General features: G+C 47.4%; 9 protein-coding genes. 4 read left to right on the top strand and 5 right to left on the bottom strand.

The genetic code is table 11. The annotated features are described in order from the left end of the window. Positions 1–441: 441 nt before the first annotated feature. Positions 442–3,708: a ribonuclease E gene (gene rne, locus KO518_RS12965; protein ID WP_216026234.1), complete on the top strand. Its 3,267-nt coding sequence runs from the start codon at positions 442–444 to the stop codon at positions 3,706–3,708. A 129-nt stretch (positions 3,709–3,837) separates the two neighbouring features. Beyond that, positions 3,838–4,044, top strand: a complete 207-nt coding sequence (locus tag KO518_RS12960; protein ID WP_216026233.1) for a hypothetical protein — start codon at positions 3,838–3,840, stop codon at positions 4,042–4,044. 191 nt (positions 4,045–4,235) lie between these two features. On the opposite strand, the gene KO518_RS12955 is transcribed toward KO518_RS12960, so the two are convergent. Beyond that, the gene (locus KO518_RS12955; protein ID WP_216026232.1) at positions 4,236–4,787 is read right to left on the bottom strand and encodes a DUF2058 domain-containing protein; all 552 of its coding nucleotides are present in this window, start codon (positions 4,785–4,787) and stop codon (positions 4,236–4,238) included. Positions 4,788–4,798: 11 nt separating this feature from the next. Continuing rightward, complete coding sequence (topA, locus tag KO518_RS12950; protein ID WP_216026231.1) at positions 4,799–7,432, bottom strand: type I DNA topoisomerase; 2,634 nt, start codon at positions 7,430–7,432, stop codon at positions 4,799–4,801. A gap of 350 nt (positions 7,433–7,782) precedes the next feature. Between topA and astB the strand changes: the two genes are divergently transcribed. Continuing rightward, positions 7,783–9,129, top strand: coding sequence for an N-succinylarginine dihydrolase (astB, locus tag KO518_RS12945; RefSeq protein WP_216026230.1), 1,347 nt, complete (start codon positions 7,783–7,785; stop codon positions 9,127–9,129). A gap of 101 nt (positions 9,130–9,230) precedes the next feature. Here astB and KO518_RS12940 read toward each other — a convergent pair whose 3' ends face one another. Beyond that, positions 9,231–11,855, bottom strand: coding sequence for an Ig-like domain-containing protein (locus KO518_RS12940; RefSeq protein WP_216026229.1), 2,625 nt, complete (start codon positions 11,853–11,855; stop codon positions 9,231–9,233). A gap of 120 nt (positions 11,856–11,975) precedes the next feature. Here KO518_RS12940 and KO518_RS12935 point away from each other — a divergent pair, with 120 nt between their 5' ends. Continuing rightward, positions 11,976–13,322: a dicarboxylate/amino acid:cation symporter gene (locus tag KO518_RS12935; protein WP_216026228.1), complete on the top strand. Its 1,347-nt coding sequence runs from the start codon at positions 11,976–11,978 to the stop codon at positions 13,320–13,322. 34 nt (positions 13,323–13,356) lie between these two features. On the opposite strand, the gene lolE is transcribed toward KO518_RS12935, so the two are convergent. Continuing rightward, positions 13,357–14,592, bottom strand: coding sequence for a lipoprotein-releasing ABC transporter permease subunit LolE (gene lolE / locus KO518_RS12930; RefSeq protein WP_216026227.1), 1,236 nt, complete (start codon positions 14,590–14,592; stop codon positions 13,357–13,359). A gap of 5 nt (positions 14,593–14,597) precedes the next feature. Then, complete coding sequence (gene lolD, locus KO518_RS12925) at positions 14,598–15,278, bottom strand: lipoprotein-releasing ABC transporter ATP-binding protein LolD (protein WP_216026226.1); 681 nt, start codon at positions 15,276–15,278, stop codon at positions 14,598–14,600. Positions 15,279–15,396 lie beyond the last annotated feature (118 nt).

Genomic DNA, 15,396 nt, shown 5'->3' with positions numbered 1-15,396 from the left:
CTGACATATGGTGAGATAATCCACAGGATTTTGCTATTGCCTTAATCATTGTTGACTAAAGCCAACAACAAAATCCGGTTCGAACTTTAGCATGAACCATGAATGTCGGGCGGGCACGTGAATTATCTGATTAGCCCAGTTTATATCGGCAGCACAAAAGCCTTTAAAACGAAGCACCGACTAAATTTTAAAATAAAAGTTCGCCGTTTAGCCAAACAGAATTAAATTGACCTTTTCCCGAGCAACGTTATCTCGGGGGAATATAAGTAAAAGTAAGGGCCGTCGTTCCCGACACCCACGAAAATAGCGCTATTTATACGAGCGCAGGGTAATGCGACTGTACAACAAATTCCGCACACAGCCGGGAGGCTGGGTGATGAGTGTTTGCACGCGTCATTTTGATTTTGTGTCTATTCGGCTGTACAAACAGAGTTAGATACAATGAAAAGAATGTTAATTAACGCAACTCAACAAGAAGAGTTGCGCGTTGCCTTGGTAGATGGGCAGCGGCTGTATGATCTTGATATTGAAAGTCCCGGGCACGAGCAAAAAAAAGCCAATATCTACAAAGGTAAAATCACCCGGGTAGAACCCAGTCTTGAAGCCGCTTTTGTTGATTATGGCGCTGATCGCCACGGATTCCTTCCCCTCAAAGAAATTGCGCGAACTTACTTCCCCAAAGGTTACAAATTCGAAGGCCGTCCTAACATAAAAGACGTGATTAAAGAAGGCCAGGAAGTTATTGTTCAAATCGACAAAGAAGAACGCGGCCAAAAAGGCGCGGCGTTAACCACGTTTCTGTCCTTAGCCGGCAGTTACTTAGTGCTTATGCCTAACAACCCCCGGGCAGGCGGTATTTCAAGAAGAATTGAAGGCGACGAGCGCAACGATCTCAAAGATTCCCTCTCTCGCTTGGATTTACCTGACGGCATGGGCCTGATTGTGCGCACCGCTGGTGTGGGGAAATCCTACGAAGAATTAGAGTGGGATTTAAAAGTCCTTCTCAAACACTGGCAGGCTATTTCTGACGTGGCCGCAAACCGTGCAGCGCCGTTTTTAATCCACCAGGAAAGCAATGTTATTGTGCGTGCTATCCGAGATTACCTGCGTCGGGATATCGGTGAAATACTCATCGATAAAACCAGTATCTATGAAGAGGCGCTACAACACATAGAATTGGTTCGCCCAGATTTCGCCAGTCGGGTTAAACTGTACAAAGGCGACGTTCCCCTGTTCAGCCACTACCAGATTGAAAGCCAGATAGAATCTGCGTTTCAACGGGAAGTTCGCCTGCCTTCAGGCGGTTCTATTGTCATCGACCCCACTGAAGCACTGACATCTATCGATATTAACTCAGCCCGCGCTACCAAGGGCGGTGATATTGAAGAAACTGCGCTAAATACCAACCTTGAAGCGGCCGATGAAATCGCCCGTCAATTGCGATTGCGCGACCTCGGTGGACTTGTCGTTATTGACTTTATAGATATGACGCCTGTACGTCATCAGCGCGAAGTTGAAAATCGCATGAAAGATGCCGTGCGCTCAGATCGTGCCCGGGTTCAGCTTGGGCGCATTTCTCGTTTCGGTTTGTTGGAAATGTCGCGTCAGCGATTGCGTCCATCATTAGGTGAATCCGCCCATCACGTCTGTCCTCGTTGCTCCGGTCACGGAACCATACGCGGTACTGAGTCATTGGCGTTGTCTATTCTTCGCATCATGGAAGAAGAAGCCATTAAAGACAACACAGGGCAAATTGAAGCACAGCTTCCTGTACCAGTCGCTACATATCTGGTAAACGAAAAGCGCAAATCGATCAATGTTATCGAAAAGCGTCACAACGTTTCCCTGCTGCTGATACCCAACCCTAACCTGGATACGCCCCACTATGAAGTAGTCAGACACCGTCCTGATGAAGTTGTGTCTGAGGCGAGTTACAATGTTGGCCTCAAGGAAAGCGACGAAGACACCTCATTCCAGCCTAGTGCGGCACCAGTAAAACGCGAAGAACCAGCTTTGAAAGGTCTGGTTGCTCCTACAGAAGCGCCCCCGACACCGGCGCCTCGTCAACCACAGGAAGCTCCAAAAGAAGTCGCTTCCTCGGGAAATCTATTCACCAAGCTTGGCAAGTGGATATCCCTTATTCTCGGTGGTGAAGATGAAAAAGAGCCGAAGAAAGCAGACGCTGATACCAAACCCCGTCGCCCTAGAAATAACGACAACCGCAATCGCAAGCCTCGTAATAATCGCAATCGTCGCGGTAAACAAAACGATCCTCAGGTAGAAAGAGACGAGAATAAATCGTCTGCCAAACGCCCGGACGACAAGCGCAACAAGCCAAAGCAGAAGCGCAGAAATCACGATGAGAAAAACACCAAACAAGACATTAAGCAAAGCGAGCAACAAAGCGACAAATCACCTCAGGATGATACTCAGGAAGTAAAACCAGCTCGCAAGAAACAAGTTGCTGAACGACGCAAGCGCCGTGACAAACGTCGTAGTGTTCGCGTGCAAAACGACAGCCAGCAGCAAAAACAACAAAACGCACCGCTGGCCGCCAATGCGGACGCACAATCGGCACCAGCGACACCTGCGGAAAAAATAGTTGCTCCAGCCGAAGTGGTCAGTGAAAACACTGTTGTAGCTGCAACCTCTGCTCCTGTTGAGAATGAAGCTAACGATTCTAAAGCAGGTCAACCAACCCCAGCAGCGTCCATTGACCAGGGTGAACCGGCCAGACCTGCTGAAGGGGATGTAGCTTCTCAGGACACCGATGAGCAACAACCACAATCAAGTGATGATAGTGGACAGAAGCGCGAAGCTCGTGGGCGTTCAAGACGTTCTCCGAGACACGTGCGGGCAGCGGGTCAACGCAGACGCAAAGAACAGGATAGCCCTGAAGCTCTGCACTCAGACAACACAGATGCACCAGCGTCTGAGTCAGTATCTGCTGACGCAGACAGTGCAAACGATATAATGGATGAAGTAAATCACGTTGAGTCGGCCACTCAATCGGACAGTACATTCGTAAACCATGGTGAAACAGAGAAAGAGCAACCTGATACAACAACTGGGTCTGCCCAAAGCGAACAAGGTATTCAAGCCAAAGAAGCCGTGCAGGATGAACTACAGTTCGACATCTCTGACAGTGAAAATGACGCACAGCCTAAATCTACCCGAGCACAAAAACCCCGTGTTCGCGTAGAAGGTGATAGAATTAGTGCGCCGAAACAGGTTGAAATAAACCTGGCTACAGAAGAAAAAGCAGACATTAGCGAAAGCCCTGTATCGGACACGGTTCAGCCTGAAATACTAGAAGATAGCACAGGTATAGCCAACGAAACTAAGGAGTCTGAGCAGGCTGCGTTTTCTGAAGATCCTAAGCAATCACCTGTGCCAGAGAAAATAGTCGAAGCTGACGCTTCTACGCCAGCAAAAACGAAGGTTATAGCCACAGAAATACACGGCTTTACACCTACCCGAAGTTTAGGACAGAAGTCGGCTTCCCATCCAATGACGTTGCCTGCACAAGTTGACGCAGAGTTTGGTATTGCAGCGTCAATCGCAAAACCCGATGACAAGCGTCCTACACTGGTAAAATCTGGCAAATTTGCGTCTGTTTCCAGCGCTACGTCTTCTGCATCTGCACCTATGACACTGCCTGCAGAGTTTAGTGATGCGGAGAAAACACAAGAAGAAGCTGTAAACTAACTCATTAATTTGAGCAAGTCCGATAAGGCCGTACGACTCTGTACGGCCTTTTTTATTGGAGTCAATGATGACGCCACTTTATTAATGCTGGAAGATTTAAACCGTGGATTCCCCTTGCGGTGTAAAGCTTTGTCCGTTAATCAAACCAAGAGTGTCCTCTCGTGGTTGGCCCATTTTCACGGCAAATTTCTCAACTTGAGTGACAAACAAGTGTGGCGAGAAGGCACTTATTGGCACTTTTATACCCGTTTAGACGAGTGGCAGGCTATGCCAGCCTCCCCGTTGAAAGACAAGGCTGAAGCTATCGCACACAGGAGATCGCCTACGCTGTGGTGAAGGAATGGCAGCAATTGTATAACCTGGCATGTGCTGACTTTTGCAGGTTTCTGATGGGCTGGAGTCCTGGGCACTGGAAGCTGAATAAACCGCTGAGAAAAAGAACCCTGGACGCCCTGAAATGGATTGTATAGCGTCTCGTTGATAAACGTAAGCAGCACGCGCTGAAGCGTCGTACTGCAAACACCCTGTTACCAGGTTAAATCATCGGGGATTTCATACTCAGCATACCAATCGTCTTCATCTTGTTCTTTACCATCTGTGCCTTTTGTATCCAAGTCAGCGCGATAAATGACAAACGTCTCGTCACGCTGAGCGATTTTGTCTGCCACTGGTGTTGGCACAAGTTCGTATGCATCATCGAGCAATACCACTGCCAAACGCCCTTTCGTTACTTGTTTGTGAATGTCAACGCTGACATACATGCGCTTCACTACGTTATTGTGAGTAAAATTGAGCAGCGTCTCTCCTTTGCGCGGCTGTTTGTTAACCTCGATCAGTTGCTTTATCTGTGCGGCAATAGAACGCTTTTCGCGGGCTTTTTGTTGCTGCTCATTCAACTCGCGATCTTTTATTTTTTTCTCTTCTGCTGCTTTTTCAGCAGCCAACCGCGCCTCGTCAACGCCAATATCCTGGTTTTTATTCTTGAGTTTTTGTTTTTTTCGCTTTGCTGCTCTGGCTTGTTTCGCAGACGATTTATCCGCGAGACCAGCCTTGAGTAGTTGGTCTTGTAAAGATGCCATATGTTCAGAGCCTATTTTTTCTTTTTGTCCTGTGTAACCCACTTTCCGCCTTCATACCATGCAGACCAACCAGTAGATTTACCGCTTTCGTTCTCAGACATAACGTACTGCTGCTTAGTTTTACGGCTAAAGCGAACGATGGTCGGGTTACCATCGGGATCTTCCTGAGGCGCATCTGCCAAATAATAGAATTTGGGAGAAATGCGATCCCGGAACCGCGCAAGTTCAGCAACTTTAGGGGCCCGTGTTTCCCGTGATTTAGGGAAATTGTGGGCGGCTAAAAATATGCCCGACGCGCCATCGCGAAGTACAAAGTGGGCATCTGTCTTTTCACACGGTAACTCGGGAAGATCCACCGGATCTTCTTTAGGTGGTGCAGCCTCGCCATTGCGCAATAACTTACGGGTATTTTTACAGGTTTCGCTGGTACAACCAAAGTATTTGCCAAAGCGACCGTTTTTCAACTCCATATCGCTGCCGCACTTGTCACATTCAATTATAGGGCCGTCATAACCTTTAATTTTGAACGTGCCGCTTTCCACATAAGTGCCTGGACACGTGGGGGTATTTCCGCACACGTGGAGTTTGCGTTTCTCATCTACCAGATAGCTGTCCATAGCAGTGCCACAAACCTGACAACGACGTTTAGCCCGCAGGGCTTCAGTTTCCAGCTCTTCTTCGTCCTCAACCTTAACCACTTCATCACCGGAGGTGAGATTCATGGTATTGGTACAGCGCTCTTTCGGCGGTAAGTTGTATCCTGAACAACCTAAAAACACGCCCGTTGACGCCGTGCGCACATTCATCTCCCGGCCGCACTTGTCACACGTTATACCCGATGGCACCGCTTGATTTGCGCGCATACCTCCTTCTTCAGCCGCTTTTTCCGCCTGTAGCAGCTTGGCATAGAAATCCTCGTAGAAGGCATCCAGCACCTGTTTCCAATTCTTTTTGCCATCGGCAATATCATCCAGATGCTGTTCCATGTTTGCCGTAAAATCATAGCTCATCAGATCATCGAAATTTTCCATCAAGCGATCATTTACGATTTCACCCATTTTTTCTGCATAGAAGCGCTTGTTCTCCAAACGTACGTAACCACGGTCCTGGATGGTAGAGATAATGCTGGCGTAAGTAGACGGTCTGCCTATGCCGCGCTTTTCAAGCTCTTTTACCAGCGACGCTTCATTAAACCTCGCTACTGGCTTGGTAAAATGCTGTTTAGGGTCAAGGGCCTGTAAATCCAGAGCATCGCCCTGCTTCACATCCGGCAGCAAACGCTCTTCCTCACCTTTTTTGCGCAATTGAGGCTGAACCCTAGTCCAACCATCAAATTTAAGAACACGACCTTTTGCAACCAGTTCGTACTCACCGGCAGACACTTTGATGGTAGTGGCATCGTATTTTGCGTTTGTCATCTGACAAGCCACAAACTGACGCCAAATAAGTTCATACAACCTTTGTGCGTCTCTCTCCATCTCTTTTAGCGATGTGGCCTGTACAGTTACATTAGACGGTCGAATCGCCTCGTGAGCCTCCTGCGCGCCTTCTTTGCTACCATAGCGAATGGGGCTATCCGGTAAATACCGATTTCCGAAGCTTTCCTCGATAAACTGACGACAGTTGTCCAATGCTTCCTGGCTAAGGTTGGTTGAATCCGTACGCATATAAGTAATATGCCCAGCTTCATACAAACGCTGCGCCAACATCATGGTTTTCTTCACCCCAAAACCCAATCGCGTACTCGCCGCCTGTTGCAGGGTAGAAGTAATAAACGGTGCGGATGGTTTACTTTGGGTTGGCTTGGATTCCCGGCTGTCAACAACATACGGCGACGCATTCAATTGCGCCAGTGCAACATCAGTTTCAGCCTTATTTTTAGGTTTAAACGGTCTGTCCTGGAAACGGCTAACTAACATTCTTAGCTGTTGCTGTTGTGCAGAGGTTAAATCGGCATGAACGTCCCAGAACTCTTCAGGAACGAACGCCTTGATTTCCCGTTCGCGCTCAACCACCAGGCGGACTGCGACAGACTGCACCCGCCCAGCTGAAAGTCCGCGAGCAATTTTTTTCCACAACAGTGGCGAGACCATAAAACCAACAACGCGGTCGAGGAACCGGCGCGCCTGCTGCGCATTCACTCTGTCGGTATTCACCTCTCCAGGATGAGAAAACGCTTCCTGGATAGCATTTTTCGTAATTTCGTTAAAAACAACCCGCTGATACGTTTTGCCTTTTTCGCCCAGTAACTCCCTTAAGTGCCAGGCAATGGCCTCCCCTTCGCGGTCCAAATCCGTAGCCAGATATACGGTATCAGCATCTTTTGCCAACTTTTTTAGTTCGTTGACTACTTTCTCTTTGCCTTGTAATACCTGATAATGCGCTTTCCAATTGGCTTCTGGGTCAACCCCCATACGATCCACCAGCTTTCGGTATTCATATTTTCTTAAATATTCTTCCCGCTCACTGTCGCTGAGAAGCTTCAGTTCCTTGGCTGGTTTCTTTGGTTCAACATTACCGACAGCCTTTGTCGGCAAATCGCGAACGTGGCCAACCGAAGATTTTACGATAAAATTTTTCCCGAGATACTTATTTATCGTTTTTGCTTTTGCTGGTGACTCTACAATGACCAGTGATTTTGCCATAAAAATTGATTAAACCTGTTTTTAATCAGAGTGTTATCTCTGTTTTATATAAACTTTGGGGTAACGAAAGACATATGGTGGCTACCCTCTCTTTTTTTAACATATATCTACAAAGTGAATGGAAAACAAGATCTTCTTCATAGTTATTCTTTGCGGCGTTGCTAAAACAACCAAACAGCGCTCACTTTTTAACCAGCGCCATTGGCAACCGTATTAAAAGTCGTATAATGCCGCGCAAATGGCCCATTTTAAACCAACATACTTGAACTAGCCTGTTTATTTGGGTTTGCGAAAGAATTTCAAGTCCATGATAGCAGTAATAGAAAAACTTACATTGAAAGAGGCAAAACATGCGGCAATACGAAGTTAATTTTGACGGTTTAGTAGGTCCTACCCACAATTATGCGGGTTTGTCTGTTGGTAATGTCGCTTCGCAAAGTAATGCGAATGCTGTTAGTAACCCCAAACAAGCGGCCAAGCAAGGACTGACAAAAATGAAAGCGCTAGCTGACATGGGTATGAAGCAAGGTGTATTAGCACCTCAGGAGCGCCCTGACATTGCCGCACTGCGTCGTATTGGTTTCACCGGTTCAGATGCTCGGGTTTTAGCATTAGCTGCTCAGCAAGCGCCACAGGTGTTTTTAGCCTGTTGCTCCGCATCTAGCATGTGGACGGCAAACGCAGCAACAGTCTCACCCAGCGCCGATACTGCCGACGGCCGGATTCACTTTACGCCTGCCAACCTAACCAATAAGTTTCACCGTTCGTTGGAACCTGCTGTCACAGGCAATATTTTAAGAGCGACCTTCTCATCTGAAAAACACTTTGCCCATCACATGCATTTACCCGACAACGACCACTTTGGTGATGAAGGCGCAGCGAATCATACCCGACTGTGTTCTGATTACGGTCGCGCAGGTGTAGAATTATTCGTTTATGGTCGTTGCGCCTTTGACAGTCGCAAGCCCGCTCCTAAACGGTATCCGGCCCGGCAAACTCTTGAAGCTTGTCAAGCCGTAGCGCGGTTACACGGTCTTGACAACGAGAACGTGGTGTTCATCCAACAAAACCCAGACGTTATTGACCAAGGCGTATTTCACAACGACGTTATCTCTGTAGGCAATCAAAATGTGCTCTTCTATCACGAACAGGCATTTTTAAATACGCGCTCTGTATTGAATGAAGTTCAAGCGAAATTTGGCGACAGCCCCCTTCATTTTATCGAAGTACCTACCACGTCTGTTACTGTTTTAGACGCAGTCAGCACCTATCTTTTCAACACCCAGATAATTACGCTGCCTGAAGGTCACATGGCCATTATCGCGCCGACAGAATGCCAGGAAAACCCGTCGGTCAATGCGTACCTCGAACAACTTCCCGCAATGAATACTCCCATCAAGGAAGTGAAGTATTTCGACGTTAAACAAAGTATGAAAAACGGTGGCGGCCCAGCTTGTCTGCGTCTTCGCGTTGCCATGACGGAACAGGAGTTGGCCGCCACGAATCCTCATACCCTAATGAATGACATGTTGTTCGCCAGGCTGAACCAGTGGGTGGACAAGCACTACCGCGATCGCTTGAGCGAAGACGACTTGCGGGATCCCACACTACTCAACGAAAGCCGCACCGCGCTTGATGAACTCACACAAATTATGAAGCTGGGTTCTGTTTATCCATTTCAGCAAACGCCTTTGTAAATCGGAGATTCAGACTGACAACATTTTGTTGTTGCTCTGAATTCATTGAGTGGTAAAAAAGGCTGCGGTTTTTCACCCGCAGCCTTTTTCCTGCACACTAGTTAATTAGTGTTGTCACAAGAAAAACCTACTCCAAACGGACTGGAAGGTGGTTGAATGGTTTCATTGGAGGCATCCTCCGCAGCTATGCCATAGCGATATTTCATGCTGGCGCTGGCTTCACTGCCGGTAGACTGAGCAAATGCGGTAATCTCTGCTTCGTAGAACGCGGCGTACTCGCGGGGATAGCGCAGCTCAAGTGTTGCCTGACCGTTGGCATCAGTTTCGTTTACACCGTCTTTGAAAGTAAGCGAACCAATAATACCCGGAGTTAAGAAACCATCACCATTGGTATCTTCAATGTCAATTTCCAGTATGCCATTGCCGTTTATATCTTCGTTGTCACACACTGCTGTGTATTCAAAAAACTGCTCAATCTCACCTTCTATTTCGGCGGTGTAGCCCACCACCCAAACCGGATCTATATAAATCCATCGACCTTTGTAATACTTGCCACCGTCACTGAATTTGACTGGGGTAGAAGAAGCGGTCAACGGCACGCCTTCGACGGGTTGCCCCGCTGCATCCGTCACAAACACAGCAAACTCTTTGAGGTAGGTTGTCGAATCCGGCTTCGAGATTTCGTTGCCCGTACCAATAGACACATCGAAAGCGCGATTGCCGACGGTAAGGGTAACGTCGCCCGTTACGCCGGGTTTATCCTGTACCGTGGCAGTAATAAGTACGGCATCCTCACTGGTAACACCGCCGGAAGAAAACACCGTCGACGCAATACCATTGCTGTCGGTGGTTGCCTGGGAAGGTGATATTGAGCCAGTACTGGTATCGTTCACCGTAAAGTTAACCACTTCGTTTTTAACCAGGTTTCCGGCAGGGTCGCGAACAATAGCTGTAATAGTACTGGTTTGCCCGTCAGGACCAATTTGGTCCGGCGATGCATCTACCAGAATACTGTTTGAATTGGTTGCCACAAATTCAACTTCAATAGCAGCACTCACCTCCTGCCCATTGTTGTCCGTACCTGTTGCAGTAATGGCAGCCGGGCCCGCATTCGTTGATGCAATAGCAAAGCTTACCTTGCCGTTTGGATCGGTGGTACCTATTTCATCTCCGGGGCGGATATCGCCTCTTGAAGCAGAAAACGTGACTTCACCGCCAGCGAAGGGCGTACCGTCTTTGTTCCATGTCACTTCAATTTCAGCGTAATCACTCTCTTCGTAATTACTATCTGCAGCAACTTCAATGTCGCTTGTTGGAACAGAAGTAAAACCAAAGTCATCCTGCTGTACGGTGACGGTGAATTGTTCTGAACTCGCATTTAGTGCATTTGCGGTAATAACCGCCACACCAGAAGCGGTGCCAACAAAACGAATTGTGCCCTGGCCTTCTGTACCGGTGTTGGTCGAAATAGCAGTACCAGACGTTCCTTCATCAAGGTTGCGCAACTCACCCAGCGTGGTCGTCACTAACACTTCCTGGTTGGTCAGATTTGTGCCGTCTGAATCCTGGACACGAATGGTAAGTTCAGTATTATCGTTCACGGTCATGGATTTTGCACCGTTGATTGTCACTTCCGTTCCAACTATTAAAATACTGACCGTCTCGATCTGTTCTCCTGCAGTCGCCGTCACTTGAACCGTTCTCACGGAAGCATCGTTTTGACTGGTGACAATGGCTTTTGCTATGCCATTATCACCTGTTACCTCATCCACTTGCTGAATTTCCAGCCCGGCGTTCACCGGCGCCGAAAACGTTACCTCCACCCCTTCCATCAGGATGCTGCGGGAATTTTTAACTAACGCAATGAGTTCCACTTCATCAGAACCTGAAGACGCCAGTGTTAACGAGTTAGCGTATAACTCTAAATCAGCAGGTACGTCATTTATCACCGTAGAGCCCGCAGAAGAAAAAGTAGTAGAGGCGGTAGAACCGTCTGGTAGCGTCACTGTGATTTGGCCGTCGCCAGCCAATGCACCAGGTGTCATTCCAATGCTTGCCTCGCCTTCACTGTTCGTTCTTGCAGTGCCTGTATCGTTGCTAAACACAGCTAAATCATCGTTAGATAACGAAAAGGTTATCAATGCATCGGTAAGTGGGTTATCGTTTTGATCTACGACTAACAGATTTACGGTTAAGGGATTGTCTGACGTAAGATTTTTGTCTTCTTCGCCACTAGCATTTACAACAGAAAATGCCACTGTGTATTCAGCATCCTCGTCATCGTCGCTTCCCGAGGACGTAAATGTGGTCGTGCCTGTTGTACCATCAGGCAGGGTTGCCGTTACCTGACCATCTCCTGCTGCAGTGCCCACAACCAGACCAATACTTGCAGAGCCTGAATCGTCGGTTCTCGCCGTGCCAGTATCATTGCTGAATGCGGCCAGCTCAGAATTTGAAAGTGAAAATGTGATGAGTGTATCGGCAACGGGTGTCCCTTCATCATCAGTCACTGTCGCGTTTATGGTCAAAGGGCTATCTGTCGCAAGATTTCGGTCTGCGTCGTTATTTTGGTTTACGAGAGACAGGGAAACCGTGTAACTTGGATCACTGCTGTCTCCTGAGCCGGTGTCCGTGTCGGCGTCGCGTTTGAGTGAATCGCCGCCTCCACAAGCGAATAAAAAAAACAGCATACTGAACAGCGTCAGAGACTTGGAAAGTGTTTTCATAGTTGTCTTCCTGGACCTCTAGTAATTGACAATATTGAAATATTTCTCATTTCATTCTGATATGATTCTGGCACACTAAAGCAATAAAAAAATTAAAAACATCGTTGTTAGGAAACTTTCATGTCTCAATCTTCAAAAAAGCTCAGCCTCACTGCCAAAATCTTTATCGGCATGGGCGCCGGAATCATTACCGGAGCTTTACTTCAACTTTTGTTCGATGATAGCGGAGATTTGCACTTTGCGATATTCGGCTTCAACTTTTCCACGTATGGAATTGTAGTAGAAGGTATATTCTCTACCATTGGCCAGATTTTCATTAATAGTCTCAAAATGTTAGTGGTTCCACTAGTGTTTGTATCACTGGTTTGCGGTACTTGCAGCCTCACCGACCCAAGTAAATTGGGCCGACTCGGACTTAAATCCATCGCACTTTATATTCTAACAACGGCTATCGCAATAACACTGGCTATCAGTCTGGGTTTATTGGTAGCACCAGGCAGTGGTGTAACCATTCCAACCGACGCCAATTTCGTTGCCAAAGAAGCGCCGTCGTTTGCCCAGGTAATTATCAACATGTTTCCAACCAACCCCATTAAGGCAATGGCTGAAGGCAATATGTTGCAAATCATTATTTTTGCCGTGTTGTTTGGCGTATCCATGGCGATGACAGGTGAAGCAGGTAAGCGACTGGGCGCTATCTTTGAAGACATTAATACCATTATTATGCGTTTGGTAACGATTATTATGAACCTCGCGCCTTACGGTGTGTTTGTCTTGATGGCTAAATTATTTAGTACCATTGGTGCAGATATGCTTGGCAGCTTGGCGAAATATTTCTTCTTGGTTCTGTTCGTTTTAGTTGTCCACGCATTACTAACTTATTCTTTGCTGCTAAAATCCTTTACCGGTCTTAGCCCTTTAACCATGCTAAAAAAGATGCGTGATGCTGCACTGTTTGCATTTACCACGTCAAGCAGCAGTGCAACACTACCCGTAACTATGGAAACGGCCCGAAATAAACTGGGTGTTGGCAAATCGGTGTCTTCATTCACGCTTCCTTTAGGCTCAACCATTAATATGGATGGCACCGCCATTATGCAGGGTGTAGCCACCGTATTTATCGCTCAGGTTTACGCTGTTGACCTTACACTCGGTGATTATCTCATGGTGGTGCTCACCGCTACACTGGCGTCGGTGGGTACCGCAGGAGTTCCCGGCGTTGGACTGATTATGCTGGCCATGGTGTTGCAACAAGTGAACTTACCGGTTGAAGGTATTGCACTCATTATCGGTGTAGACCGTCTGCTCGATATGACCCGTACCGTAGTCAATATTACTGGGGATTGCACCGTATCGTGCATTATTGCGAAAAGCGAAGGTGAGCTTGATGAAACCGTATTTAATGATCCAAATGCCGGTATTAAGGAAGAAACGGTAGACTTCGAGCATTTCGATCACAACAAATAAAGCTGCACATCGCGGTACTTGCGTACCGCGCTTTTTAGCCATTCAATGCTGAAGCCGGTGAGATGTTAACCGCTCTGGATGCCGGATACCAGGTTGCCAGTAAACACAAAACAAGAGCAACGCTTACCGTTACTGCCACATCTACCCACTGAAGTTCCGATGGTAAGAAATCTATAAAGTAAATATCACCGGACAACAGCGTAACACCTGTCAACTTTTCAATATAGGTAACAATAGCTGAAAGATTAGGCGCAACTAACACACCACTGACAGTACCGATCACAATTCCCAACACACCGTTAATTAACCCTTGAATGACAAAAGTTTGCCGTATCAGGCGGTCAGAAGCCCCCATGGTTTTTAAGATTGCGATAGCACCACGCTTCTCTCTTACAGCCATGACCAGCGAGGAAACAATATTAAAACATGCAACGGCAATAACTAACGTGAGTGCGATATATACCACGGTTCTGACAAGTTGAATGTCGTTGTATAAGTGCCCCTGAGTACGAGTCCAGTATGAAATGTATACCGCCTGGGGAAATTCGTAACCAATACTGCGCATGGTTTCATACGCACTGTAAGGGTCTTGCAGTCTGAAACGTAAGCCTTGGGCGCCGGATCTAACACCGGCTTCCACGGATGCTTTGTCCAAATGCATCATGGCAACATAGTTGTCCATTTCGCCACCGATACTTAACGCTCCAGCCACCGTTAATGACATGGTATGAGGTGCTTTAAACGACAAATCCTGGGTAGCCGTAGGAATGAGTACTGAAATGCGATCACCTGGTTGCAAAGACAGTTTTGTCATAAACCCAGCCCCTAGTAATACGCTGTTTTCGTCATTTTTAAATGTAACCCAGTCAGACTTGCTTACCTGATCACGCCACCTGTCGTGTTTGGCATAAGACAAATCCAGCCCTGTGAGCTCAATGGCTCTAAGCTTACCTTTGTGTTGGAGCATACCCGTTATTTTAGTATAGGGTTCAACACTGGAAATCCGTGGATCTTCCCCAAGTTTCTTTGCCGCATGCTGCCAGTCATCTATACCTTCATCGCTGATTGAATACAACTCGCCATGAGGCACCACAGCCAGAATACGGGTGAGTAGTTCTCGTTCAAATCCGTTCATAATTGACAACAAGACAATAAGAACAAAACAACCAAGCGCAATGCCCGCCGTAGATGAGAACGAAATAAAGGAAATATAACCGTTGCGTTGTTTACCCCGTCGGAAACGGGCACCTAAGAACCAGGCTAGCGACATCGTTTTTAACCCTCTTCCACCAATTGACCGTCTCGGATCCTAAGAGTCCGGTCCATTTTAGACGCCAAGGCAATATCATGGGTCACGACAACAAAGCTGGTACCACTAGACTGACTAAGTCCAGTGAGCAAATCATAAACCTGGTTTCCGGTTTTATTGTCCAAATTTCCGGTGGGTTCATCTGCCAGTACCAGCGCAGGCTTAGTTACCAATGCGCGAGCGATAGCCACCCGTTGTCTCTCACCGCCAGATAGCGCGGCAGGTTTATGATGAAGACGATGACTCAGTCCCACTTCTCTGAGCATATCGCCAGCTCGCATCTGCGCTTCACTGGGAGCGAATTGCCCGATAAGCAACGGCATTGACACATTCTCCAGTGCAGTGAATTCAGGTAACAAATGGTGAAACTGGTAAATAAATCCCATCTTTTGGTTGCGCAGCGTTGCAAGTGCTTTAGCTTTTAACGACTGAAGAGACTGCCCCTGAAACCACACTTCGCCATGTGACGGGGTATCCAGGCCACCGAGAATATGCAGTAGCGTGCTTTTTCCAGATCCGGAACTCCCCAGAACAGCAACGTGTTCTCCGGCTTTAACTGAAAGACTAATATTAGAAAGTACGGCGGTTTCAGATTCGCCATCGTGGTAGGTTTTCGACACCTCCCGACAAGCGAGAATATCATTCATAAAAGACTTCTTCGTGTGAATTTGAACGCACAGAATGATACAGTGATACAGCGTGTGTACCAAGTGTAAGAAATTGATAAATTGATTATTTCGAGTAGATGGCGGAGCGGACGGGACT

This window comes from Aestuariibacter sp. A3R04, from assembly GCF_018860805.1.
GTDB lineage: Bacteria > Pseudomonadota > Gammaproteobacteria > Enterobacterales > Alteromonadaceae > Alteromonas.
This window is presented reverse-complemented; position numbering and strand designations above follow the sequence as displayed.